Below are 23,000 nucleotides of genomic sequence, written 5' to 3'. Positions count from 1 at the left end.
AACTACCGCCGGGCGATCGGACCTCGCCCTGCGCGACGTGGGACATCTTCGAGGCGCGGACGGCTCACTTGTCGAGCTTCTTGGCCATGTCGAGATGGTGCTTGAGTTCGGGAAGCATCTTCGCCGCCCAGGCCTTCAGCGTGGCATTGTCGCCGCCTTCGGCATAGCGCTCGAACAGCGAGACGGCATCTTCATGCGCGTCGACCTGCTCGTCGATATATTCCTCGTTGAATTCGGCCCCCTGCAGCTTGCGCAGATCGTCCATCGTCTCCTGATGCGCGCTGTCGAGCGTCGCCGGCAGGGTGACGTTGATGTTGGCGCTCGTCACCAATCCCTTCAGCTCCTCGGAGGCCTTGCGGTGCGCGGTGATCATCTGCTGCGCGAAGGCCTTGGTGGCGGCGTCGCCGCGCTCAAGCGCCAGTTCGCTCGACTGGATCTCGAACATGCCGCTGACCGCCGCCTGGGTGACGAAATCGGTGGTGGAAGGGCTGACGCCGAGTACCGCATTCACGCCGGTCTTCTCGCCGACCGACTGCGCGGCGGCCGGAAGCACGGAAAGCGGGGCAGCAGTGATGAGTGCCACGGTGAGCAGCTTGAGGGTTTTCATTGTCGTCTCCATTTCCTGGACGCGCGGCGTGTGGCGCTGCGGCGCCAGATCGCGCTCTACCCCTCGCTAAGTGGCAGTAACCGGGAAGGTTCCTTTCCGTGTCGCCAGCGTTTCAGGGTCCATATGCAAATACTTGTCGCGATGTATCATGTAACCACCGCATCTTGGTTTGAATAAATCGGCTTCAGTTGCTATTGCGCTACCATTTGTGCGCAAGCACCCGCCATGCGCGGTGGCACCAGCACCGCCCGCCGACAGATACCCTTCGGTCTTGCTCGCGGGCGCCTAGGGCGCTGTCGCCTCGGCCGCTCCCGCCATCCGGCGGCGGGCAACGCTCTTTGCAGCGCAGGCCGGGCGGCAGCCTTTGCTGCGCAGCAGTTCGGACAGCAATTGCATCCGCGCGAGCGGCGAGCGGGCTTCCGGGCCGGATTTTGCCAGCGTGCCGGCCTCGAAAGCGGAGATTACGCTGTCATGCACATAGCTGGTGCGGCAGACCGTGAGCGTGTTGGCGAGTTCGTCGGCGAGGGGGGCGATGGCCTGACGGATCTGCTGCCGGCGGCCGCGCTCGCTCCCCGCCGGCTCCAGCCGGCCCAGCCGGTCGAGCACGCCCAGCGACGCCGTCAGGGTGCGGAAGTCCTTCAGCGATATGGCCTGCCCGCTGACGGCTTTCAGAAAGGCGTTCACGTCGGAGCCACGCACCGCGTGGACGCCGCCATCCTCGCCCCGGTATTTGAACAGGCGCGCGCCGGGAATCTCCTTCAGCTGGGCCAGCGCGCGGGCGAGATCGGCGTCGCGGCACTGCTTGCGGATGGCCTTGCCGCCCTTGCCCTTGAAGGCCAGCGCCACCTCGTCGTCCTTCAGCCGCAGATGCGATTTGAGCAGGGTCGTCGCCCCGCGCGTGCCATGCTCCAGCGCATATTCCTCGCTGCCGGCACGGATCGCGGTGAGCGCGACGAGCTGCACCACGGCCGCAAGGGCGAAACGGCGGGGGGAGGAGGGCTGGCGCAATTCGCGGCGCACGCTGCGCAGGATACGGGGCAGCGCTTGCGCGAGGCCGGAGAGCCGGTCGGCCTTCAGCGTCTCGCGCACCAGCGTCCAATCCGGGTGATAGCGGTATTGCAGCCGCCCGGCCGCATCCTCGCCGACGGCCTGGAGATGGGCGCGCGGATCGGCGGCGAAGCACACATTGCGGTAGGCCGGCGGCACGGCGAGCCGCCGCAGCCTTGCCAGTTCCTCCGCGTCCTTCAGCGCGGTGCCGTCGGCGGTCTCGTAGCTGAAGCCACGCCCGCGCCGCTTGCGGCGGATGGTGAGGCTGGTGGGTGAGACGATCTTGAGATCGAAGCGGCGCGCCAGGCGCCTTATGGTGGTTTTTTCGGCCATGTCGATGAACGCGCCTCCGGGGCAGTGACGCTCAACGTGCCGGGCTGACGCGGGTTCCGGCCGGAACGGTCCTCGCACCCGGCGCGTTCTGGCTCGACAAGCGGGAGGAACCCCATGGACGACCGAGAAGACACCATACGCGCGCGGGCTCACCAATTGTGGGAGCAGGAAGGCCGCCCGGACGGCCGGGCCGAGGATCATTGGGTGCAGGCGAAGGAGATTGTGGCGATCGAGGAAGGGCGCCCGGAGACCTTGCTGTCGGTAGAGGAAACCGCGTCGCCGCCGGTCGAGCCGATCGAGGCGCTGACCAATGCTGGTGAGTTTCCGACCCTCACCGATCAGGGCGAGATGCAGATTCCGCACCGCCCGGACGCGGCGACCGCGCCGGCGGAAACCGGGGCACCCGAGCGGGGTTCCGGCCGCAAGAAGCCGCGTGTGTGAGCAACAAGACGGCGATGGAAAACGGGGCGGCCATGGACCGCCCCGTTTTTCCAGGCGATGCTGACCGGCGTGACGGCGTTCGGCCGCGTGTGTGCCTGGCGCGATCAAGACGGGGGCGTTCGGCAAGGCGCGCTCAGGCCGGCTCCATCCGCGCGAGGTGGAGTTTGACCCCGCTCTTCTCGGCGACGCTGGCGAGGTCGCCGACCGGGGCGGCCTCGGTGACCAGCAGGTCGATGTCGCGCAGCGATCCCAGCCGTACCAGCCCGCGCCGGCCGAACTTGCTGCTGTCGATGGCGAGGATGACCCGCCCCGCCTGCATCATCGCGGCGCGCACGGCGGCGACTTCGGCATAGTCGTCATCGCCGATATCGCCATCCTCGTCGATGCCGCTGACCGAGATGACGACGAAGTCGAATTTGAACGCCTGGATGAACTCGGCCGAGGTCTGGCTGAACACGCCGCCATCCACCTGCCGGACGAAGCCGCCGGGCACGGCGATGGTGAAATCGGTGCGGTCGCTCAGCGTCGAAGCGACGCGCAGGCTGTAGGTGACAACGCGCAGCGCCGTGTGGTCGATGAGCGCGCGGGCCACCGCCTCGCAGGTCGTGCCGGTGTCGAGGAAGACCGAGGCATTGTCGGGCACGAGCCGGGCGACGGCGGCGCCGATGGCCTCCTTGGCCTGCGCATTGGCGATGCGGCGCTGCCGGTAGACGGTGGGGTCGATCGGGGTCGAGGCCACGGCGCCGCCATGCAGCCGGCGCACCTTACCCTCCAGCTCCAGCGCGACGATGTCGCGCCGCGCGGTCTGGGTCGTCACCGAAAAGCGGCTCGCGATCTCCTCGATCGAGATGTAGCGGTTCTGGTCGAGATACTGCACCAGAAAGGCGCGGCGGCGCGCCTTCTTGCCCTCGTCGTCCCGCTCGTCGTCGCGCATCAGCATGTCGGCTCTCGAAAGCACAGCGTCAGAATAGTCAGCGACCCATGCGGCGTCCATCAGGTGCCGCATGGGTCGAGACGGCTCGGCGCCGGCCGGATACGTGTTCCGGCCGGCGGAGTTAGAGGCGGAAGCGCCGTGCGTCAGAACTTGACGCTCAGCGTCCCCGTGAGGCCGTTGTCGCTCTGGCCGGAGCCGAACTGCCCGTCATAGCCGATGCTGACGGTAGCATGTTCCGTGGCGGCGAATTCGATCCGCGCGCCGAGCACCGCGACATTTTCCGCGATCGGCGCGCCGGCGACCGAGAACACGTCGCCGCCGATGAAGGCGAGCGAGGCTTCGGGCGTGATGTCGCCCGAAGCATGCTGCCAGCCGACCGTGCCGCGCAGCGTGGCCTGCATTCCCCCGACGTTGAAGCGCGTGGAGGCGCGCAGCCCCAGCGTGGTGAAGAAGGTGTCGAGGCTGTCGCTCTGCCCGCCCAGCGCGGTGACGCCGCCCTGCTCGGCGAAGGCGTCATTGCTGAAGTGGACATAGGCGAGATTGACGAAGGGTTCGAACACCGCCGTGCCGTTCTCGAAGCGGTAGCCGAGTTCGCCGAAGACCTGCGAGGTCGCGGCATCGTAATCGGCGGTGAGCCGCTCGCTGATGGTCGGGATGTTGACCTGACGCAGGCTGTCGATGGTGTGCCAGGTATAGGCGGCGCCGAGGCGCACCCCGACCGGACCAGCCTGCGTGCCGGCATAGAGGCCGAGATGGACGTTGTCGCTGTCCGCGCTGGCGGCGAGGTCGTCGAGGCTGACCGAGGTCTGGCTGTAGCCGGCCAGCATGCCCACGCGCCAATTGCCCGGCAGCCCGGCATCGAGGCCGCCGAGGACACCGCCGGTGTTGCTGGTGAGACCGTCGGCGTTGTTGTCGCCGTCGACCGTGTTCCAGCTGCCGAAGCCGCGCATCCACATGGCGACACCCTTGGTGTCCGCCGCCACCGGGCGGGGCGCCTTGGTGTCGAGGCTGGCCACGGCCATATCGGAAATCAGAGTCTCGCCCGCTGAGGCACGCAGCCGGTCGTCCATCGCGTCGCGGACGAAGCGGCTGGTGCTGACCAGCACGCCGGACGTGGAAGCGTGCACCTCGCCACCGATCTGGCTGAAGATGCCCCGCGCCGTCGCCGCGTCCTGCATGACGATGGCGTTGTAGAGCGCATTGCCATAGCCGAGGCTTTCGGCCCCGCGCGCCGCCGCCTGCTGGTTGCGGGTGTAGCCCACCTTGTCGAAGGCGGTGTCGTTGCGCGCCATGGTGAGCCGGATGTCGGTCGCGCCATAGGCCAGCGTCGGGTCGAGGAAGGCGAGGTTGGAGGTCACATCAGCGAACGCCCCGTCGATGCCGCCGGCCGAGGTAAGGATGGTGTAGGCGGTTTCCGGCAGATAGTTGCCGCCGGCCGCGATGCCGATCACGCTGCCACCTTCGATGGTGGTAGCGCCGGTGACGGCAACGAGGTCGCTCTTGCCCTCGGCGTTCAGTTCCACCTGATAGAGGGAACCGGCGGCGAAGGTCAGGTTGCCCGCCACATTGAGCGTGCCGATGGACTGGCCGGGCGCGAGCGTGCCGCCGGAGGCGACGCGCAGATGGCCCACCGTGCCGGTGCCGGCCAGGGCGGCGCCGTCGAAGACGGTGGTGAGAGACGAGGTGGCGATCGACCCGTTGACCACCAGCAGGCCCGCTTCGACCTTGGTCTCGCCGCTATAGGTATTCTGGCCGAACAGGCCCAGCGCACCCTCGCCCAGTTTGGTCAGGCTGCCGGTGCCGGAAATCACCCGGCCGATCGCCACGGCATTGTCCGCCGCGGCGACCTCGATGCCGCCGCCGCCGGCTTCCAGCACGACGGCGCGGTCGAGCAGCGTCATGGCCGTGCCGGCAATGCGCAGCGTGCCATTGTCGAGATGCAGGCTGGCCGCCGAGGTGCCGAGCGCGGCGTCCTCGTCGACGATGAGCGTGCCGCCATCGGTCACCAGCGTCTGGCCGATGAAGCTGTGGTCGTCGATGCAGTAGTCGCGGATCGCCTGCTGGAAGCGCGGGTCGGTGCTCGTGCAGTCCAGCAGCGTCTTCTTCTCTTCCAGCGTCAGGCCGGTAAGGATCGGATTGCCGTTCTCGTCGGAGATCTGTCCGAGATAGACATCGGTGCGCATATTGTTGCGCGTGAGGTAGAACTCCTTGTTCTTCTCCTCGAACACGGTGGCGTCGGAACCCCAGACGAGGCGGGTTTTCTCCACGTCCTTGCTGTCCACCGTCTCGGTATAGGTCTCCAGCGCCGGGCCGATCCATTTCAGCGTGTGGGCGACGGGCTCATGGTCGGCCAGCGGGGCGCTGCCGTCATTGATGAAGCCGACATCGTCGAGCACGCCGGTATAGGCGTCCTTGGGATCGTCGACGATGGTGTACCACTTGCCGAACGGGCGGGAGACCATGAAATGGTCGATCGTCACCCGGTCCCAGCTGGTCCAGGTGTTGGTGGCATCCTCGCCGGCCGAGGGCCAGGTGGTGGTGCCGTCCTTCAGCTCGTGCGGGGCGAAGGGCTCGCGCTCCGCCGCAGTGGTCAGCAGCATGTACTGTTTCTTCAGCACGTTCATCGTCACCGGCGTGTTCGAGGCCACCGGATAGGTCTCGTCCTCGAAGGTGATGCCGTTCTGCGCCATGTCCTTGGCGATGATCTGCTCCCACTGACGCCAGCTGAGCTGCGAGATGCTGGTCTTGCCGGGGAACTCGTTGCGGTTGGCGTCGAAATAGGCCTGGATCACGTTGCGGTAATGCACCGTGCCATTGCCGTCCACCACCTGCATCGAGGCGGCGTAGGCCTCATACTGGCTCGCCTTGCCTTCCGGAGTGTATTCCTTGGCCAGTTGCTTCCACAGCGCCGAGGAGCCGCTGTCGACGATGGTGCGGGCGAAGAGATAGGACTGCTGATCGGCATTGTGCAGGCCGCGCTCGGACACGTCGCCGGCGTTGAAGTCGCCGACGAGGATGATCGGCGTGTCGGAACTGGCCGCCCAGCTATTGAGACCCTTGACCTCGTTGAGCCGGACATTGGGCTCGTCGTAATAGTTGAGATGCACCGAGCCGATGATGGTCTGCGGCACGCCGTTCTGCGCATCGATCTTCTGGTAGGCGACGGCATCGCCGAGCGTGCTGGAGCCGAAGCTGCCGGACAGCCGGCTGAGCACGCTGACATCGCTGATCTGCGTGCCGGCATAGGTGCCGAGGCCGGCGTCGCCGAGCATCTGCGTCAGGCCGGGAATGTACTTGGTATTGGTGCGCGATTCCTGCAGGGCGATGATGTCGTAATTGCCGTTGATGAAAAAGTCCGAGGTGACGCCGAGATTATTGGCGTACTGGTCGCCCCAGGTGTTCAGCGTCAGGATACGGAGCGTTCCGTCCTCCGCCTGGGCGGCAACAGTGCCGAGCACCGTCATCGCCGCCCCGCACAGGAGGCGGGAGCTGAGTGTGGCGAGGCTGAAGTCACGTCGGTGGCGGGTTTTCCCAAGAGTCATCATGCAGTCCCCATGCGCCCGGAGTGCCGCGCCCGGCCCGGAAAGCGACACTGGCTTCCGGATTTCGGTCGGCGTTGATCGAGGACTGTCGATTTGGCAGATCAGTATGTAACTTAGATTACATTTTTGAGGGGGTCCGACAGGCCTGTGGTGCTCAAGCACCTTTGCAGTCGGGCTGCGAGCTTTGTGTGGCTTTTTGCCAACAGAAGGGCCGCCGAGGTGACGCCGCCAAGGGGGCGTGTTGCAGGCGAGCGGGGTCGGGCGCCTTGAGATAGAGGGATAAGCGTCTGATATATTTCCATTTTATCGCGGCTTCGACCGGCCGTGCGCCAGCGGTCGCCGCCTGTTCCGTCAGGATTTCGGCCTCGGTGCGCATGGCCCGGGGCCCATGATGACATTGCGCGAACCCCGGTCACGTCGCCGGCGGCAGGGGGAGGTGTCCTCGCTGCGCGCTATGGTTATGAGCGTTATCTGGCTTTAAATGTTACTAAAACAACATTTTGATCGCGACATGATCTCGGCAGGTGGAGCTGTTCGCCAGCGTCTTGCTTCTGTCCGCGGATTCGGCGGCCGGCCACCCAGGCCGGCACGGGGCCTCTGACCGGGCACGTCGGCAAAGGCCGGGCCGGGCGGCGTCACCGCGCGACCAGCGCCACCACGAAGCGCAGGCCGACGATGAGCAGATAGAGGCCGAACCCGACCTCAAGCTGGCGCTTGGTGAAGCCGTGCGCCAGCCGCGCGCCCAGCGGCGCCGCTAGCGTGGCGATGCCGCCCACCAGCACCAGCCCTGGCAGCGAGACATAGCCGAGCGAGAAGGGCGGCAGATCGTCGAGATGCGGGATGCCGCTGATGATGTAGCCGAGCGTACCCGGCACCGCGATCAGAGCCCCGAGCCCGGCCGAGGTGGCGATGGCGGTGTGGATCGGCACCCGGTAGAGGGTCAGCACCACGGTGGCGATGCCGCCGCCGGAAATGCCGATGAGCGGCGCCGAGGCGCCGATGCCGAAGCCGTAGAGCGTCATCGGCAGCCGGCCCGGCAGCGTCTCCGCCAGCACCCAGTGATCCCGGCCGAACAGCAGCTTCGACGACATCAGGGCCGCGAACAGCACGAAGGCGATCTTCAGCACCACATCCGGCGACACCGCCGCCAGCGCGGTGCCCGCCACCACGCCGGCAATCAGCGGGGCCGCCCATTGCCGCATGATGGAATTGTCGATCTTGGTGCGGCGCCGATGGGCGAAATAGGAACGCAGCGCGGTCGGCACGATGATGGCGAGCGCGGTGCCGACCGAGAGATGCATGCGCTCGGAATCGTCAACCCCCACCGCGCCGAACACCTCGTACAGCACCGGCACGACGATGGCGCCGCCGCCAATGCCGAACAGGCCGGCGAGAATGCCGGTGGCCAGCCCCGCCACCAGCAGCACGCCGGACAGCCACACCAGATGTTCGAGAGGAATCGCCTGTACCATCACGCCACCACGTCACGCCGTTCCATCGGCCTGCCGTGATGGCACGGATTCACGCCACAAGCGACCGGCGTTCTTCGGCCCGGCGGACCTCATTGACGGCATTTCGCAGCACATCGAGCCCCGCTTCCGGCTTGACACCCTCAATGGCGAGGTGGCGGCGGAAGGCGCGCGCGCCGGGACGGCCGGGAAACAGGCCGAGCATGTGGCGGGTGATGTCGTGCAACCGCCCGCCCGTGGCGAGATGGGCGGCGATGTAGGGTTCGAACGCTTCCACCGCCGCGAAGGCGTCGGCGTGCCCGTCCGCCTCGCCGAAGAACAGGCTGTCGACCCGCAGCAGCAGTTCCGGCTGCTGATAGGCGGCGCGGCCCAGCATCACGCCATGGACATGAGCAAGCTGCGCCTGCGCCGTCTCGAGCGTGGTGAGCCCGCCATTCAGGCTGATGGGCACGCCGGGCAGGCGGGCCTTGAGGCGATACACCCGGTCGTAGTCGAGCGGGGGAATGTCGCGGTTCTCCTTCGGGGAGAGCCCTTGCAGCCAGGCCTTGCGGGCATGGACGATGAGCCCGTCCGCGCCGGCCGCGAGCACGGCGTCGGCGAGGGCGTCGAGCGCCTCTTCCGGGTCTTGCTCGTCGACGCCCAAGCGGCATTTCACCGTGACCGGGATCGCCACCTCCGCCTTCATCGCCGCGACGCAGGCGGCCACCAGCGCGGGATCGCGCATCAGGCAGGCGCCGAAATTGCCGCCCTGCACGCGGTCCGAGGGGCAGCCGACATTGAGGTTGATCTCGTCATAGCCCCAATCGGCGCAGATCGCCGCCGCCTTGGCCAGCGCTTCCGGGTCCGATCCGCCGAGTTGCACGGCGATGGGGTGCTCCTGCGGGGAATAGCCGAGCAGCCGGTCGCGATCGCCGAAGATCACCGCATTCGCCGTCACCATCTCCGTGTACAGCAGCGCGCGCGCCGAAAGCACCCGGTGGAACGCCCGGCAGTGCCGGTCGGTCCAGTCCATCATAGGGGCCACGGAGAAGGTAAGCGGCGGATTTTTCGACATAAATCGTTGTTTCAAGCGGTTTCGCCGGCCCTGAGGCGGGGGTATTCGGACCATCTTACGTCACTGGCGGCGGTTTTTCGACGCCGGCGCGCCGACGGATCGCCTGAACCTAGTCCACCACCTTCGCCCGCATTACCAGCTTTTCCCCGCGGATTTCGAAACTGCCGAGGCGGGAGAGGAAGGTCATGCCGAGCAGGCTGTGCTTGAGGGTGCCGGGGCTGGCGACGAGGGCGGGCACGTCGCGCTCGTCGATCGAGCCGGCGATGCCGATGCGCTGAAGCACCACCGCCGCCGCGCGGCCACGGCCGTTGGCGGTATCTATGGGTATGTCATAGCTGAGGAATTCCAGCGGCAGGCCCACCGCCACCGCATCCTCCGGCGTCAGCACCACACTGGACGCGCCGGTGTCCACCAGCATGGGGATCCGCGTGCCGTTGATCTCGACGCGCACGTTGAAATCGCCGTCGCGGGCGCGGGCGACTTCGACGGCGGGGCCGTCGCTGGCCAGTGGGACCGCGTAGCCCGGGGCGAGTTCGGCCAGCACACGGTAGGCGACGGCGTGCAGTTCGATGCGATAGGTGTAACCCACGGCCAGAACAGCGAAAATCGCCAGCCACAGCCCGGCCGCGCGCAGCGCTTCGCCCAGCCTGCCGGTGAAGGTGGCGAACACGCTGGCGCCGACGACGAGCAGAAGCGAGCCGTAAAACACAAGCTGCGCCAAGTCGTTAGCGCCGAGGCCCGCGACATCGCCATAGCGTGACGCGAAAAACACCAGGCCGATGCCGGCGGCGAGGCCGATGACGACGATCCACATCAGGCGATCGGCGTTCATTGCGAGGCTCCTGCCGGCCGGGCGGACAGGCGGGCCATGATGGCGCGCCGCTCGGTTTCGCTGAGCGCTGGCCACGCGCCGATCTCCTCCAGAGTGCGGCCGCAGCCGAGGCAGGTCCGCCCGGCGGCATCCAGCGTGCAGACGGAAACGCAAGGTGTGGAAAGGGTTTGCGGCATGATTCGGTACGCTAAGGGACGGCTCATCCTGACGCATTTTCCTGTCCATCCGGTTAAGCCCCGGCGGGCGGAAAGGGTCAATGCGCGACGATAAGCAGGCCGAGGAGGAAGGCGATTTCGACGAGAAGCGTCGCGGCGCCCGCGACATCGCCGGTCTGTCCGCCGAATTGGGCGCGCGCAAGGCGCACCACGCCAAGGAAGATCACGACCGCGAAAGCGCTGGCGACCAGAAGACCGATGAGGCCGATGGGGTGGACGATGAGACCGAAGGCGACGAGGAGGCCGACCCCGAGCGCCCGCCACCGGCTCGTCGCGCTTGGCACCCCGGCGCTGCGGGCGAGACCGTCCGTCCGGGCGAAGGGGAGGGCGGCCAGCATCCACAATCCGGCGAGGCGGGAGACGCTGACCGCCGCGACGAGCCCCGCCGCCGCCACCGCCGGGCCGACGGCGAGCAGGCCCGCCAGCACGCCGATCCGCAGCGCGAAGGCGAGGATGAGCGCGCAGACCCCGAAGGCGCCGACGCGGCTGTCCTTCATGATCGCCAGCCGCCGCTCCACGGTCCAGCCGCCGAGCGCGTCGGCGACATCCGACAGCCCGTCCTCATGCAGCGCGCCCGTGATCGCCACCAGCACGGTGACCGCCAGTGTCGCGGCAAGAAAATCCCCCAGTCCCACCGCATGGGCGAGCAGCAGCACCGCGGCGGCGATCAGCCCCAGCACCGCGCCGGCCAGCGGAAGAGCGGGGCCGAGCCGGTCGAGGTCCGGCGGGCCGTCCTCACGGGGTTCGGAGGGGAGCCGCACCGGCAGGCGCGAGAGAAAGCGCAGCGCGGCGGGCACATCGGAGAGCAGGGGCACGGGCATGCGCGTTCGTCCCTCAGCGCTCGACCAGAAGCGCGGCCAGCGGCTGGCGGCGCTCCCACCCCGCGCGCTCCAGCTCCGGCACGGGGGAGGCTTCGGCGGCGTAGCCGAGGCAGAGATAGCCGACCAATTGCCAGTGCGCCGGCACGTCCAGCGCCGCGCCCACCGCCTGCGGGTCGAGGATCGACACCCAGCCGACGCCGATGCCGCGCGCCGCTGCCGCCAGCCACAGCGTATGGATGGCGAGCACGGCGGAATAGGCGACGGTTTCCGGCATGGTGGCGCGGCCGAGGCCATGGCCGGTGGCGGGATCAGGCTCGACGAAGACGGCGAGATGTTCGGGCGCATCGTCCAGCCCGGCGAGCTTCAGCCGTGCATAGAGGCTTGCGCGCTCCTCCGGTTGCTGCGCCAGCGCCTGCGCATTGGCGGTCTCGAACAGGGCGCGGATGGCGGCGCGGCGCCCGCAATCGCGCACCCGCACCAGCCGCCAGGGCTGGCTGTAGCCGACGCTCGGCGCGCGGCAGGCGGTGGCGAGCAGGGCGCGCACCGTTTCCTCGTCCAGCGGGTCGGTGCGGAAGCAGCGCACGTCGCGCCGCCAGGCGAACAGCGTGTCGAGAAGGTCGCGAAAGGCGGCATCGAAGTCCGGCGGCGTGGCGGCAGAGGCGTTGAGAGGCGTGGCCAAGGGGGCCTCCTTACGGGCTTCCATCCGTGATCCCCTTCTTGCTCGTCCGCGCGCTGCCATGCGCCTTTCCGAGGAGGCGGCTGCGATGCTGAGGGTTGCGCGTCCCTCGGCGAGGGTCTACCCCGCCTTGGCGCCCGAGGCGACACTTCTTCGTCCGGTTTGGCGTGTTCCGTCCCGCCGCCGCCCGTCCTGCTGCTGAGGCTTCCCATGCTGCGCTCCGCCACCGGCCTGCCCTTCGACGACATCCGCAATCTCGTGGCCCAGATGCCGGGCCCGGACGCGGCCGCCCGCACTGCGGCGAGCGCCCGGCAGGGGCAATTGGTCAAACCGCCCGGCGCGCTGGGGCGGCTGGAGGAGATCGCGGTCTTCATCGCCGGCTGGCAGGGGCGGGAGATTCCGCAGGTGAACCGGCCGACCGTCGCCGTGTTCGCCGCCACCCATGGCGTGGCGGGGCGCGGCGTCTCGCCTTACCCCTCGGAGGTGACCAAGCAGATGGTCGCCACCTTCGCGGCGGGGAAGGCGGCGGTGAACCAGATTTGCGGCGTGTTCGGCGCCGGGCTCAGGGTATTCGACCTCGCGCTCGATTTGCCGACGCCGGATATCGTCGATGAGGACGCGCTCACGGAAGCCGAATGCGCCGGCACCATGGCCTTCGGCATGGAGGCGCTGGCGGGCGAACCGGACCTGCTGTGCCTCGGCGAAATGGGCATCGGCAACACCACCGTGGCCGCCGCCATCTTCCACGGGCTTTATGGCGGGGATGCCGCCGATTGGGTCGGCCCCGGCACGGGCGCGACGGGCGAGGTGCTGGAGCGCAAGATTGCGGCGGTGCGGGCGGCGGTGGTGCGCGCGCGTGGCCATCTCGACGACCCGCTGGAAGTGCTGCGCAAGCTCGGCGGGCGGGAAGTGGCGGCGATGGCCGGCGCCATTCTCGCCGCGCGGCTGCAGCGCGTGCCCGTGGTGCTCGACGGCTATGTCGTCACCGCGGCCGCCGCCGTGCTGAAGGCGCTGGACCCGCGCGCGCTCGACCATTGCCTCGCCGGCCATGTCTCGGCCGAGCCGGCGCATCGGCGGGTGCTGGAGCGGCTCGGCCTGCGCCCGCTGCTCGATCTCGATATGCGGCTGGGGGAAGGCTCCGGCGCGGCGCTGTCCATCGGCGTCATCAAATCCGCGCTGGCCTGCCATGGCGGAATGGCGACCTTCGCTGAAGCCGGCGTGGCGGGGGCGTGAGGGGACGGGCGTGCGGCGAGGCGGGGCGGGTGATCCACCGTCCCTCATCCCCGGGCTTGACCCGGGGATCCAGAACTTGACAGCGGGTGCGCGGGAGAAGCCTGGGTGGCCGGGTCAAGCCCGGCCATGGGGGGAAAAGGGATGGAGCCGGCGAGCGATCCCGGCTCTGCGCTTCGCTTCGGCCGGGATGACGCCATGCGGTTCGACAAGCTGACCTATCGACGACGACATCGCCCCCCGCGCAGCGGGCGACCACGCGGCTGGCGGCCGCAGACCTGGCGCGGAATCCTCCTCGCGGCCGCCCTTGTCGTGCTGGCGCTGGTGGTGGAGCGCCTCATTCCCCCGCTCACCGGGCAGGTGCGGGTGGCGGATGGCGACAGCCTGGAAGTGGCGGGCGAGCGGGTGCGGCTTGACGGGCTCGACGCGCCGGAACTGCACCAGAGCTGCGGGGAGGGCGCGCAAAGCTGGCCCTGCGGGATGAAGGCGCGGGCGGCGCTGGAAGCGCTGGTGGCGCAGGGCGAGGTGACCTGCCGCCCGGTGGACGAGGACCGCTATGGCCGCGCCGTCGCCCGCTGCGCGGTGAACGGTGCCGATATCGGCGCCGCGCTGGTGCGCACGGGTTGGGCGGTGGCAACGAGCCTCGCCTATCGCGGCGAGGAGCGATCGGCCCGGGCGGCCGGTGCCGGCATCTGGGCCGGCCCGTTCGAGATGCCCGCCGACTGGCGGGCGCGGCACCCACGGCCGGCGGAGTGAGGCCCCTGCACGACATCCTTCGAGGCTGGCCTGTGGCCAGCACCTCAGGATGACGGTGATCTGGGCGGGATGACGGATGGTCCTGCCGCGCCTATCTAACCGCCATGCCCGCCGACGACCTCGACACCCTTCTCGCCGCCATCCATGCCTGCCGCTTCTGCGTGGAGAGCCCGCGCGGAAAGCCGCTGCCGCATGCGCCGCGGCCGGTGCTGCATGTCGGGGCCCGCGCGCGCATCCTCATCGCCGGGCAGGCGCCGGGCACCAAGGTCCACGCCTCCGGCCGCTCCTTCACCGATGCCTCCGGCGACCGGCTGCGCGACTGGCTCGGGGTGACGCCGGAGACGTTTTACGACCCCGACCGCATCGCGGTGGCGGCGATGGGCTTCTGCTTTCCCGGGCAGGACGCCAAGGGCGGCGACCTGCCGCCGCGCCGGGAATGCGCCAGCCTCTGGCACGACCGGCTGTTCGCGGCGCGGGCGCCGTTCGATCTCGTCGTCGCGGTGGGGGCGGCGGCGCAGGACTATCACCTCAAGCGGCTCGGGCTGGTGCGCTTCGCCGGCGGCGGGCTGAGCGAACGGGTGGAACGCTGGCGGGAGATCTGGGACGCGCGGCAGGCGCCGCGCCTGCTGCCGCTGCCGCACCCTTCCTGGCGCAATACCGGCTGGCTGAAGCGCCACCCCTGGTTCGAGGCCGAGCTGGTGCCGGTGCTGCGGGACGAGGTGGCGCGGCTGGTGGGGTGAGCCACCCTCATTGGGGGCATCCTCATGCCCGGGCTTGACCCGGGCACCCAGCGACCGGGCGGGCCGGCGTGGCCTGGGTCCGCGGGTCAAGCCCGCGGATGAGGGGTGGTGAGGAAGGAGGTGCGATCCCGGATCGCCTGCGGCGTCCGGGCTGACGCCCTGTTCAGCGCGACACTGCGAGATGCCGGTTCAGCCGACGCTCCAGCACGTTCCAAACCCGGCGGATGATCTCCACCATCAGCAGATACAGCACCGCCGCCCAGAGATAGACCTCCATGTCGTAGGAGCGGGAGAAGGCGAGGCGGGTGACGCCCATCAGATCATAGACGGTGATGACCGAGGCGATGGCGCTGGCCTTGATCATCAGCACCAGCTCATTGCCGAGCGGGCGCAGGCCGATGGCGAGCGCCTGCGGCAGGATGATCTTGCGATAGGCCAGCACGCGGGAGAGGCCGAGCGCCTGCGCCGCCTCCATCTGCCCGGCCGGCAGGCTCTGTATGCCGCCGCGCAGGATTTCCGACTGATAGGCGGCGGTGTTGAGCGTGAAGGTGAACACCGCGCAGTTGAAGGCGTCGCGGAAGAACCACCACAGGCCGATATCGGTGAGCTGTTCGCGGAACTGGCCGGCGCCGTAATAGACGAGGAAGGTCTGCGCCAAGAGCGGCGTGCCGCGGAAGAAATAGGAATAGGTCCAGGCGGCGCGGGACAGCGCCTTGCCGCCTTCCACCCGCGCCAGCGCCAGCGGCACGGCGAGCAGCACGCCGAGGAAGACGGACAGCCCGACAAGCTGCAGCGTCACCCACACGCCGTCGAGAAAGCGCAGGCCGTAGCGGGCCATGAGGTCGGTGTTGAGCCCGATCAGGCCCATCAGCCACAGGAAGCCGTCGGCGAGGGCGGCGAGGATCGTTTCCATCAATGACCTCCCACCCGCTTGAAGCCGCGCGAGGCCCGGTTTTCCAGCGCGGTGAAGACGAGGCTGGAGAGGCCGGAGAACACCAGATAGATCAGGCAGGCGACGAGATAGAAGAAGAAGGGCTGCTTGGTCACGCCCACCGCGATCGAGGTCTGGCGCATCAGGTCGCTGATGGCGATGACCGAGACCAGCGAGGTGTCCTTCAACAGCACCATCCAGTTGTTGGACAGGCCCGGCAGGGCGACGCGCCAGAGCTGGGGGAAGGTGATGAGCCGGAAGGTGCGCCAGCCCGACAGGCCGAGCGCGTGGGCGGCTTCCTTCTGGCCCTTGGGCACGGCACGGATGGCTGCGAGCAGCACCTCGCTGGAAAAGGCGCCGAGCACGAGGCCGAGCGCCACCACGCCGGCGACGAACTGGTTCACCTCGATATGCGCGCCCTCGACCAGATAGCCGGCGAGGCGGGTGAGCAGCATCTGCCCGCCATAATAGACGATGAACAGGGTGAGCAGTTCCGGCAGGCCACGAAACACCGTGGTGTAGAGATCGCCCACCGCGCGCAGCACGCGCGAGGACGAATCCTTTGCCAGAGCCACGGCGAGGCCGATGGCGATGCCGACGGGGAGGGTGACGAGGGCGAGCTCGATGGTGAGCAGTGCGCCCTGCAAAATCTCGTCGCCCCAGCCATTGGGACCGAAGGAGAGCAGCTCAAGCAGACTCAGCATGACGGACGGCAGGTCCCCCGGTCAGCGGACGAGAAGGCGCCGTCCCCAAAAGGGGGCGGCGCCGGGGCGGGGCGTCAGTAGACGCTGAAGGGGAAGTACTTGTCGTTGATGGTCTTGTAGGTGCCGTCGGCGACGATCTCGTCGATCGCCTTGTTGAACATGGCGACCAGTTCCGGGTCGCCCTTGCGGATGCCGACACCGACGCCCTCGCCGAAATATTTCGGGTCGGTGTGTTCGGCGCCGGTGAACTTGCAGCACTTGCCTTCATTGGTGCCGAGCCATTCCAGCAGCACCACCTTGTCGGCGAGCACCGCGTCGAGGCGGCCATTGGCGAGGTCGAGATTGGCCTCGTCCTGCTTGCCGTAGAGCTTCACCTCGGCGCCGGCCTTGGCGTACACGTCTTCGAGATAGTTGGAATGGATGGTGGAGCCCTGCGCGCCCAGCACCTTGCCCTTCAGCGCCTGCGGCGAGGTCTCGGTGATGGCGGAGCCGGTCGGCACGACGAAGGTGGCGGGGGTCTTGTAGTATTTCTTCGAGAAGGCGATCTGCTGCTTGCGCTCCTCGGTGATCGACATCGAGGCGACGATGGCGTCGTACTTATTGGCGAGCAACGCCGGGATGATGCCGTCCCAATCCTGCGCGGTGAAGGTGCATTCCACCTTCATCTTGGCGCAGAGCGCCTTGGCGATGTCGATGTCGAAGCCTTTCAGCTCGCCATTCTCGACATAGTTAAAGGGCGGGTAGGCGCCTTCGGTGCCGATGCGGACGGTCTTCCATTCCTTGGCGGAGGCGCCGCCGGCCATGGCAGCCGCGAGGATGGCCACCGCCGCGAGGCGGGTGACAAGGCTCATGATGTTCCCCTCTGAAAGAGTGCGCTGCGCCGGTGCGTTGTGGTTTTTCCGGCAACCCATGCTGGCACTATTTCCAAATATTGCGCAACTGGGGTGCCGCATCCCTAGTCACAAAGTCGTACTGATCCATTTGTGTGCAATGCAACGCCATAGCGGGCGCCGATCACCCGACGGCGCGGCACGGGTTGACGCTTCGCGCGCGCTGGTGTGTCTCAGCTTGAAACAGCTCTATTGAGGAGAAGCGCGCAATGGCGACGGCAGACGATGTGAAGGCGCGGCTGGCGCAGGTTTCCGCCCCCGATGGCCGTCCCGTGACCGAGGCCGGCGTGCTCTCGGAGGTGCTGGTCTCGGACGGCAAGGTCTATCTCTCGCTCACCGTCGATGCCACTGAAGCCCGCGCCTGGGAGCCGGTGCGCGCCGCCGTGGAGCGCACCGTGCGCGGCACGCCGGGCGTGACCTCGGCGCTGGTGGCACTGACCGCCGAGCGCAAGGCGGGCCTGCCGCCCATCGCCTCGCACACGCCGGCGTCCGCGCGCGCCCCGGCTGCCGGCGGTCATTCGCATGCCGGTCATTCGCATGCCGGACATTCCCATGCCGGACATAGCCACGCGGGCCATTCGCATGCGCAGCCGCCGGCCGATCCGCAGAAGGAAACGCCGGGCCTGCCGGGCGTCGGCGCCATCATCGCAGTGGCCTCCGGCAAGGGCGGGGTGGGCAAGTCGACGCTGGCGGCCAATCTCGCGCTTGGCCTTGCCGCCTCCGGCCTCAAGGTCGGCCTGCTCGACGCCGACATTTACGGCCCTTCCGTGCCGCGTCTGATGGGGCTGAAAGGCCGGCCGGAGGTGAACGGGCGGATGATCACGCCGATGCAGGCCTTCGGCCTCAAGGTGATGTCCATCGGCTTCCTCGTGGAGGAAGAGACGCCGATGATCTGGCGCGGGCCGATGGTGATGTCGGCGATCAGCCAGATGCTGAAGGAAGTGAACTGGGCGCCGCTCGACATTCTCGTGGTCGACATGCCGCCCGGCACCGGCGACGCGCAGCTGACCATGGCGCAGCAGGTGCCGCTGGCCGGCGCGGTTATCGTCTCCACCCCGCAGGACCTCGCGCTGATCGACGCGCGGCGCGGCGTCGCCATGTTCCAGAAGGTGAATGTGCCGGTGCTCGGCGTGGTCGAGAATATGAGCTATTTCATGTGCCCGCATTGCGGCACCCGTTCCGACGTGTTCGGCCATGGCGGGGCGCGGCACGAGGCGCAGCGGCTCGGCGTGCCCTTCCTCGGCGAGGTGCCGCTGCAAATGTCGATCCGCGAGACCTCTGACGCCGGCCTGCCGGTGGTGGCGACCCGGCCGGACAGCGCCGAGGCCGGCATCTACCGCGCCATCGCCAATTCGGTGCGCGAGGCGCTGGCCGGCCGGCGCAGTGCGGCGCGCCCGGCGCCCCGCATCGTGATGGAAGGCTGACGCTAACCGGCGAGGGGAGGCGGCCCGTGCCGCCTCACCCTTCCGCGCTCAACGCGGCTGCGCCGCGAAGGCGGTGAAGAACGCCTCGATCTCGGCAAAGCCCATGGCGCCGTCGACAAAGTCGAAACGCCCCTCGTCGCGCATGGTTTGCGCGGCGCGGGTCACAGCGCCATAGGCGAGGCGGGCGAGGCTGGAGCCGATGCTGATGCGCCGCACGCCGGCCGCGCTCAGCTCCTCGCGGGTGAAGCGCGTCTTGCCGATGCCGACCACCACATTGACCGGCCGCGTCACCGACGCGCAGACCGTGCGCACCGCCTCGATATCCGGCAGGCCGGGGGCGTAAAGCACATCCGCGCCCGCCGCCTCGAAGGCCTGGAGCCGGCGGATGGTGTCGTCGAGATCCGGGCGCCCCCACAGGAAATTCTCCGCCCGCGCGGTGAGCACGAAATCGCCGCTCAATGCATTGCGGGCCTCGGCCGCCGCCGCGATGCGCTCGACCGCGAGGGTGAAATCGTAGATCGGCGCGTCCGGCCGGCCGGTGTGGTCCTCCAGCGATCCGCCGGCCAGCCCGAGCGCGGCGGCGGCGCGGATGGTCTCGCCCGCGCTTTCCGGGCTGTCGCCAAGCCCCATTTCCAGATCGGCCGACACGGGCAGGGGCGTCGCGGCGACGATGCTGGCGCAGTGGGCGAGAAGGTCCGCGCGCGAGGTGGTGCCCTCCGCGACGCCGCGGGAAAAATCCATTCCGGCGCTGGTGGTGGCGAGGGCGGGAAAGCCCAGCGCGGCGAAAATGCGCGCCGTACCGGCATCCCACGGGTTGGGCAGGATGAAGGCGCCGGGCCCTTCATGCAGGGCGCGGAAGCGGGCGGCCTTGTCGTCCATGGCGATCATCTCCGGATGCGGGCCAGACGCTAACCGGCGTGTGTGAACATATTAAGAACATTTCAGCGGCGAGGCAACAGCCGGTTGCCCTACGGGCCGGGCTGCTGCAAACATCCGCCGCCCCCTCGGAGCCAGCCCCCGGAGCTCTGCCTGCCCATGAAGCGCCGCGATTTTCTCCGCACCGCCGCTCTTGCCGCCCCCGCCGCCACGCTCGCCGCCCCCGCTTTGGCGCAGGACGCGCCGCAGGTGCGCTGGCGGCTCACCTCGTCCGTGCCGAAGGTGCTGGATGCCATTTTCGGCGCCAATGAGCTGGTGTCAAAATATGTAAGCGAGGTGACGGAGGGCCGTTTCGTCATCCAGAACTTCGCCGCCGGCGAGATCGTGCCGGGGCTTCAGGCGCTCGACGCGGTGCAGAACGGCACGGTCGAGGTGGCGCAGACGCCGCTCTATTACTACACCGGCAAGGACCCGGCCTTCGCCTGCTTCACCACCATGCCGTTCGGACTGAACGCGCGGATGCAGAACGCCTGGTTCTACCATGGCGGCGGGCGCGAATTGCAGGACGAGTTCCTCGCCAAATACAATCTTGTCGGCTTTCTTGGCGGCAATACCGGCACCCAGATGGGCGGCTGGTTCCGCAAGGAGGTGAAGGACCTTGCCGACTTCCGTGGCCTGAAATTCCGCATCGGCGGCATTGCCGGGCAGGTGGTGGCCAAGCTCGGCGTGGTGCCGCAGCAGATCGCCCCCGGCGACATCTATGCCGCGCTGGAAAAGGGCACGATCGACGCCTGCGAATGGGTGGGACCCTATGATGACGAGAAGCTCGGCTTCGTGCGGGTGGCGCCCTATTACTACTATCCCGGCTGGTGGGATGGCGGGCCGACGATGAATGTCGTGGTCAACCGCGACAAGTGGAACGCCCTGCCCAAAGCCTATCAGGCGGCGTTCGAGGCGGCGGTGGCCTATGCCAATAGCGACATGCTGGCGAAATACGACGCCTTCAACCCGGCGGCGCTGCGCCGGCTGGTGGCGGCGGGCGCGCAGCTGCGCACCTTCCCGCAGAGCTTCCTCGACGCCTCGTGGAAGGCCTCGAACGAGCTGATCGCCGAGATCAGCGCCAAGAATGCCGGGTTCAAGAAAATCATGGACGCGCAGATCGCCTTCCGCAACGAGGAGTATCTGTGGTGGCAGGTTGGCGAATACCCCTATGACGGCTACATGATCCGCGCCCGCACGCGGGGGTGAGGCTTCTCCCTCTCCCCATCGGGGAGAGGGTTGGGGTGAGGGGCCTTGTCTTCCGCCTCGCCCCCTCACCGACCCGCTTCGCGGGCCACCTCTCCCCAACGGGGAGAGGGAATAAAGAAACACCAGAGGAAACGCCGATGCCGCATTCGCCTTCCCGCCGGGGCCTCATCACGGGCGCCGGCCTCGCCACTGCCGCCGCCGCCTCCACGCTCGCCGCGCCCGCCCTGGCGCAGAGCCTGCCGACGCTGCGCTGGCGGCTGACCTCCAGCTACCCGAAATCGCTCGACACCATCTATGGCGCGGCGACCCTGCTGTCGAAATATGTCGGCGAGGCCACGGATGGGCGCTTCACCATCGACGTGTTCGCCCCCGCCGAGATCGTGCCCGGCCTGCAGGCCTTCGACGCGGTGCAGAACCGCACGGTCGAGGTGTGCCAGACGGCGCTGTATTATTACATCGGCAAGGACCCGTCCTTCGCCCCCTTCACCACGCTGCCCTTCGGGCTCAATGCCCGCATGCAGACGGCGTGGCTCTACCATGGCGGCGGCAATGAGCTGCAGGCGGCGTTCCTGGCGAAATATGGCGTGGTGGGCTTTGCCGGCGGCAATACCGGCGCGCAGATGGGCGGCTGGTTCCGCAAGGAGATCAAGTCGGTCGGCGATCTCAAGGGCCTGAAGATGCGCATTCCCGGCATTGCCGGGCAGGTGCTGGCGCGCCTCGGCCTGGTGCCGCAGAACTTCGCCGGCGGCGACATCTATCCCGCGCTGGAAAAGGGCACGATCGACGCCGCCGAATTCGTCGGCCCGGTGGATGACGAGAAGCTCGGCTTCGTGCGGGTGGCGCCCTATTACTACTATCCCGGCTGGTGGGAAGGCGGGCCGACCATCCATTTCATCGCCAATGGCAAGGCGTGGGAGGAACTGCCCAAGGCCTACCAGGCCGCGTTCGAGGCGGCCTCCGCCTATGCCAATGCCGACATGCTGGCGAAATACGACGCCCGCAACCCGGCGGCGCTGCGCCGGCTGGTGGCCGGCGGGGCGCAGCTGCGCCCGTTCCCGCCGGAGGTGATGGACGCGGCGTACAAGGAGAACATCGCGCTGATGGCGGAGATTTCCGCCAAGAACGCCGATTTCAAGAAGATCTACGACTCGATGCTCGCCTTCCGCAACGAGGAGTATCTGTGGTGGCAGGTCGGCGAATATCCTTACGACGGCTACATGATCCGCGCCCGCCAGAAGGGGTGAGGCTCAGCCGCCGGCGCCGGGGCCCTCGCAGGCGGTGGCCTCCCGCGGCGTCGGGCGGGCGGCGGTGAGGGCGCGGGCGCTCATATGGTGGTGCATGGTGTAGAGCCCCGCCGCCATGATGAGCGCCATGCCGCCGATGGAGACGAGATCGGGCATGTCGTGGAAAACCACGGCGGACAGGCCGACGGCGCAGACCACGGCGGCATAGCGGAACGGCGCCACCAGGGAGATGTCGGCGGTGCGCATCGCCGCGATGGTCAGCAACTGGCCGATGACCAGCGAGATGCTGCCGCCGACGAGATAGGCCAGCGTCCGCGCATCGACCGCCTGCCAGGGCTCCACCGAACTGCCGGCGAAGCCGAAGCCCATGCCGACCACCGCCGTGGTGAAGGTGACGACCAGCGTCGGCACATGTGCGCCGATGCGGCCGGTGATGAAATCGCGGAGCGCCATCAGCAGCGCCGCGCCGAGCGGCAGCAGCGCCATGGTGTCGAAGGCGGAGCTGCCGGGCTTGACGATCAGCGTCACGCCGAGAAAGCCGATGCCGACCGCCACCCATTGCCGCCAGCCGATATGCGCGCCGAACAGCAGCACCGCCGCCGCCATGGTGGCGAGCGGGGTGACCTGCAGGATGGCGGTCGAATCGGCGATCGACATTACCGAGATCGAGGTGATGAACAGCATCGCCACCCCGGCCTCGGTCAGCGCCCGCAGCAGCACGCGCCGGTCCATCATGTGCCGCAGCGCCGGTAGCTGACCCATCCAGCCCAGCACCGCGAGCAGCAGCAGCGCGGCGAGCACGCCGCGCATGGCGAGGATCTGCGAGGTCGGGATATGCGCCAGCGCCAGCTTGGAGAGGGCGTCATTGGTGGAGAAGATCGACGAGCCCGCGATCATCAGAAGGATGCCGCGCTTGGCGCTTTGGGCGTGCATGAGGAGTGTCCGGAGGCGAGAAAGCCCTTAAGCCATGCAAAGGCGGCGCAATC

22 protein-coding genes are annotated in these 23,000 nt (G+C 68.3%); 7 read left to right on the top strand and 15 right to left on the bottom strand.

Annotated features, from left to right (window positions below):
• Positions 1-64: 64 nt before the first annotated feature.
• Positions 65-607, bottom strand: coding sequence for a DUF4142 domain-containing protein (locus tag K9D25_RS19635; RefSeq protein WP_244377587.1), 543 nt, complete (start codon positions 605-607; stop codon positions 65-67).
• Between the two features lie 285 nt (positions 608-892).
• Complete coding sequence (locus K9D25_RS19630; RefSeq protein ID WP_244377585.1) at positions 893-1,987, bottom strand: DNA topoisomerase IB; 1,095 nt, start codon at positions 1,985-1,987, stop codon at positions 893-895.
• 114 nt (positions 1,988-2,101) lie between these two features.
• Between K9D25_RS19630 and K9D25_RS19625 the strand changes: the two genes are divergently transcribed.
• On the top strand, positions 2,102-2,428 hold the full coding sequence (locus K9D25_RS19625; protein WP_244377583.1) for a DUF2934 domain-containing protein: 327 nt from the start codon (positions 2,102-2,104) through the stop codon (positions 2,426-2,428).
• A gap of 133 nt (positions 2,429-2,561) precedes the next feature.
• Here K9D25_RS19625 and K9D25_RS19620 read toward each other — a convergent pair whose 3' ends face one another.
• From K9D25_RS19620 to bluB, 8 genes are all read right to left on the bottom strand, one after another.
• Entirely contained in the window at positions 2,562-3,368 is an 807-nt protein-coding gene (locus K9D25_RS19620; protein ID WP_244377581.1) for a DeoR/GlpR family DNA-binding transcription regulator, read from the bottom strand.
• A gap of 137 nt (positions 3,369-3,505) precedes the next feature.
• Complete coding sequence (locus tag K9D25_RS19615) at positions 3,506-6,904, bottom strand: autotransporter domain-containing protein (RefSeq protein ID WP_244377579.1); 3,399 nt, start codon at positions 6,902-6,904, stop codon at positions 3,506-3,508.
• A 635-nt stretch (positions 6,905-7,539) separates the two neighbouring features.
• Positions 7,540-8,376, bottom strand: coding sequence for a sulfite exporter TauE/SafE family protein (locus tag K9D25_RS19610; RefSeq protein ID WP_244377577.1), 837 nt, complete (start codon positions 8,374-8,376; stop codon positions 7,540-7,542).
• 49 nt (positions 8,377-8,425) lie between these two features.
• On the bottom strand, positions 8,426-9,427 hold the full coding sequence (gene dusA / locus K9D25_RS19605; RefSeq protein WP_279613755.1) for a tRNA dihydrouridine(20/20a) synthase DusA: 1,002 nt from the start codon (positions 9,425-9,427) through the stop codon (positions 8,426-8,428).
• Positions 9,428-9,536: 109 nt separating this feature from the next.
• Positions 9,537-10,259: a TIGR02281 family clan AA aspartic protease gene (locus K9D25_RS19600; protein WP_244377573.1), complete on the bottom strand. Its 723-nt coding sequence runs from the start codon at positions 10,257-10,259 to the stop codon at positions 9,537-9,539.
• On the bottom strand, positions 10,256-10,435 hold the full coding sequence (locus K9D25_RS19595) for a DUF1289 domain-containing protein (protein ID WP_244377571.1): 180 nt from the start codon (positions 10,433-10,435) through the stop codon (positions 10,256-10,258). The genes K9D25_RS19600 and K9D25_RS19595 overlap by 4 nt, the downstream gene beginning before the upstream one ends.
• Before the next feature lie 77 nt (positions 10,436-10,512).
• Complete coding sequence (gene cobS / locus K9D25_RS19590) at positions 10,513-11,295, bottom strand: adenosylcobinamide-GDP ribazoletransferase (protein ID WP_244377569.1); 783 nt, start codon at positions 11,293-11,295, stop codon at positions 10,513-10,515.
• A 13-nt stretch (positions 11,296-11,308) separates the two neighbouring features.
• Entirely contained in the window at positions 11,309-11,998 is a 690-nt protein-coding gene (gene bluB / locus K9D25_RS19585; RefSeq protein ID WP_244377567.1) for a 5,6-dimethylbenzimidazole synthase, read from the bottom strand.
• A gap of 183 nt (positions 11,999-12,181) precedes the next feature.
• Between bluB and cobT the strand changes: the two genes are divergently transcribed.
• From cobT to K9D25_RS19570, 3 genes are all read left to right on the top strand, one after another.
• Entirely contained in the window at positions 12,182-13,204 is a 1,023-nt protein-coding gene (cobT, locus tag K9D25_RS19580; RefSeq protein ID WP_244377565.1) for a nicotinate-nucleotide--dimethylbenzimidazole phosphoribosyltransferase, read from the top strand.
• A 195-nt stretch (positions 13,205-13,399) separates the two neighbouring features.
• Positions 13,400-13,957, top strand: coding sequence for a thermonuclease family protein (locus K9D25_RS19575; RefSeq protein WP_244377563.1), 558 nt, complete (start codon positions 13,400-13,402; stop codon positions 13,955-13,957).
• A 104-nt stretch (positions 13,958-14,061) separates the two neighbouring features.
• Positions 14,062-14,697, top strand: coding sequence for a uracil-DNA glycosylase family protein (locus K9D25_RS19570; protein WP_244377561.1), 636 nt, complete (start codon positions 14,062-14,064; stop codon positions 14,695-14,697).
• A 163-nt stretch (positions 14,698-14,860) separates the two neighbouring features.
• Here K9D25_RS19570 and K9D25_RS19565 read toward each other — a convergent pair whose 3' ends face one another.
• The 3 genes from K9D25_RS19565 to K9D25_RS19555 all read right to left on the bottom strand — a co-directional run bounded on the left by K9D25_RS19565 (position 14,861) and on the right by K9D25_RS19555 (position 17,183).
• Entirely contained in the window at positions 14,861-15,610 is a 750-nt protein-coding gene (locus K9D25_RS19565; protein ID WP_244377559.1) for an ABC transporter permease, read from the bottom strand.
• Positions 15,610-16,332 carry an ABC transporter permease gene (locus K9D25_RS19560; RefSeq protein WP_244377557.1) on the bottom strand — a complete coding sequence of 241 codons (723 nt, stop codon included), beginning with the start codon at positions 16,330-16,332 and terminating at the stop codon, positions 15,610-15,612. Before K9D25_RS19560 ends, K9D25_RS19565 begins: the two co-directional genes overlap by 1 nt.
• Positions 16,333-16,406: 74 nt before the next feature.
• Positions 16,407-17,183, bottom strand: a complete 777-nt coding sequence (locus tag K9D25_RS19555; protein ID WP_244377555.1) for an ABC transporter substrate-binding protein — start codon at positions 17,181-17,183, stop codon at positions 16,407-16,409.
• A 248-nt stretch (positions 17,184-17,431) separates the two neighbouring features.
• Here K9D25_RS19555 and K9D25_RS19550 point away from each other — a divergent pair, with 248 nt between their 5' ends.
• Positions 17,432-18,646, top strand: coding sequence for an Mrp/NBP35 family ATP-binding protein (locus tag K9D25_RS19550; RefSeq protein WP_244377553.1), 1,215 nt, complete (start codon positions 17,432-17,434; stop codon positions 18,644-18,646).
• A 48-nt stretch (positions 18,647-18,694) separates the two neighbouring features.
• Here the strand turns inward: K9D25_RS19550 and K9D25_RS19545 are convergent, their stop codons facing one another.
• Positions 18,695-19,525 (bottom strand): isocitrate lyase/PEP mutase family protein, encoded by an 831-nt coding sequence (locus K9D25_RS19545; RefSeq protein ID WP_244377551.1) that lies wholly within the window; start codon positions 19,523-19,525, stop codon positions 18,695-18,697.
• Positions 19,526-19,681: 156 nt separating this feature from the next.
• Between K9D25_RS19545 and K9D25_RS19540 the strand changes: the two genes are divergently transcribed.
• A complete protein-coding gene (locus tag K9D25_RS19540) occupies positions 19,682-20,770 on the top strand; it encodes a TRAP transporter substrate-binding protein (protein ID WP_244377549.1) in 1,089 nt (362 codons plus the stop codon).
• 137 nt (positions 20,771-20,907) lie between these two features.
• Positions 20,908-22,014 carry a TRAP transporter substrate-binding protein gene (locus tag K9D25_RS19535; protein WP_244377547.1) on the top strand — a complete coding sequence of 369 codons (1,107 nt, stop codon included), beginning with the start codon at positions 20,908-20,910 and terminating at the stop codon, positions 22,012-22,014.
• A 3-nt stretch (positions 22,015-22,017) separates the two neighbouring features.
• Here K9D25_RS19535 and K9D25_RS19530 read toward each other — a convergent pair whose 3' ends face one another.
• Positions 22,018-22,947, bottom strand: a complete 930-nt coding sequence (locus K9D25_RS19530) for a DMT family transporter (RefSeq protein ID WP_244377545.1) — start codon at positions 22,945-22,947, stop codon at positions 22,018-22,020.
• Between the last annotated feature and the right edge of the window lie 53 nt (positions 22,948-23,000).

Source organism: Ancylobacter polymorphus (genome assembly GCF_022836935.1).
Taxonomy (GTDB): domain Bacteria; phylum Pseudomonadota; class Alphaproteobacteria; order Rhizobiales; family Xanthobacteraceae; genus Ancylobacter; species Ancylobacter polymorphus_A.
The sequence above is the reverse complement of the archived record's forward strand: the minus strand, read 5'-3'. Positions and strand labels throughout refer to the sequence as shown.

Coding starts and splice junctions, on each gene's coding strand:
- K9D25_RS19555 (WP_244377555.1), bottom strand. CDS start 17,183: ATGAGCCTTGTCACCCGCCTCGCGGCGGTGGCCATCCTCGCGGCTGCC.
- K9D25_RS19530 (WP_244377545.1), bottom strand. CDS start 22,947: ATGCACGCCCAAAGCGCCAAGCGCGGCATCCTTCTGATGATCGCGGGC.
- bluB (WP_244377567.1), bottom strand. CDS start 11,998: ATGGAAGCCCGTAAGGAGGCCCCCTTGGCCACGCCTCTCAACGCCTCT.
- K9D25_RS19620 (WP_244377581.1), bottom strand. CDS start 3,368: ATGCTGATGCGCGACGACGAGCGGGACGACGAGGGCAAGAAGGCGCGC.
- cobS (WP_244377569.1), bottom strand. CDS start 11,295: ATGCCCGTGCCCCTGCTCTCCGATGTGCCCGCCGCGCTGCGCTTTCTC.
- K9D25_RS19595 (WP_244377571.1), bottom strand. CDS start 10,435: ATGCCGCAAACCCTTTCCACACCTTGCGTTTCCGTCTGCACGCTGGAT.
- K9D25_RS19545 (WP_244377551.1), bottom strand. CDS start 19,525: ATGGACGACAAGGCCGCCCGCTTCCGCGCCCTGCATGAAGGGCCCGGC.
- K9D25_RS19625 (WP_244377583.1), top strand. CDS start 2,102: ATGGACGACCGAGAAGACACCATACGCGCGCGGGCTCACCAATTGTGG.
- K9D25_RS19535 (WP_244377547.1), top strand. CDS start 20,908: ATGCCGCATTCGCCTTCCCGCCGGGGCCTCATCACGGGCGCCGGCCTC.
- K9D25_RS19615 (WP_244377579.1), bottom strand. CDS start 6,904: ATGACTCTTGGGAAAACCCGCCACCGACGTGACTTCAGCCTCGCCACA.
- dusA (WP_279613755.1), bottom strand. CDS start 9,427: ATGTCGAAAAATCCGCCGCTTACCTTCTCCGTGGCCCCTATGATGGAC.
- K9D25_RS19540 (WP_244377549.1), top strand. CDS start 19,682: ATGAAGCGCCGCGATTTTCTCCGCACCGCCGCTCTTGCCGCCCCCGCC.
- K9D25_RS19600 (WP_244377573.1), bottom strand. CDS start 10,259: ATGAACGCCGATCGCCTGATGTGGATCGTCGTCATCGGCCTCGCCGCC.
- K9D25_RS19610 (WP_244377577.1), bottom strand. CDS start 8,376: ATGGTACAGGCGATTCCTCTCGAACATCTGGTGTGGCTGTCCGGCGTG.
- K9D25_RS19550 (WP_244377553.1), top strand. CDS start 17,432: ATGGCGACGGCAGACGATGTGAAGGCGCGGCTGGCGCAGGTTTCCGCC.
- K9D25_RS19635 (WP_244377587.1), bottom strand. CDS start 607: ATGAAAACCCTCAAGCTGCTCACCGTGGCACTCATCACTGCTGCCCCG.
- K9D25_RS19575 (WP_244377563.1), top strand. CDS start 13,400: ATGCGGTTCGACAAGCTGACCTATCGACGACGACATCGCCCCCCGCGC.
- K9D25_RS19565 (WP_244377559.1), bottom strand. CDS start 15,610: ATGGAAACGATCCTCGCCGCCCTCGCCGACGGCTTCCTGTGGCTGATG.
- K9D25_RS19630 (WP_244377585.1), bottom strand. CDS start 1,987: ATGGCCGAAAAAACCACCATAAGGCGCCTGGCGCGCCGCTTCGATCTC.
- K9D25_RS19570 (WP_244377561.1), top strand. CDS start 14,062: ATGCCCGCCGACGACCTCGACACCCTTCTCGCCGCCATCCATGCCTGC.
- cobT (WP_244377565.1), top strand. CDS start 12,182: ATGCTGCGCTCCGCCACCGGCCTGCCCTTCGACGACATCCGCAATCTC.
- K9D25_RS19560 (WP_244377557.1), bottom strand. CDS start 16,332: ATGCTGAGTCTGCTTGAGCTGCTCTCCTTCGGTCCCAATGGCTGGGGC.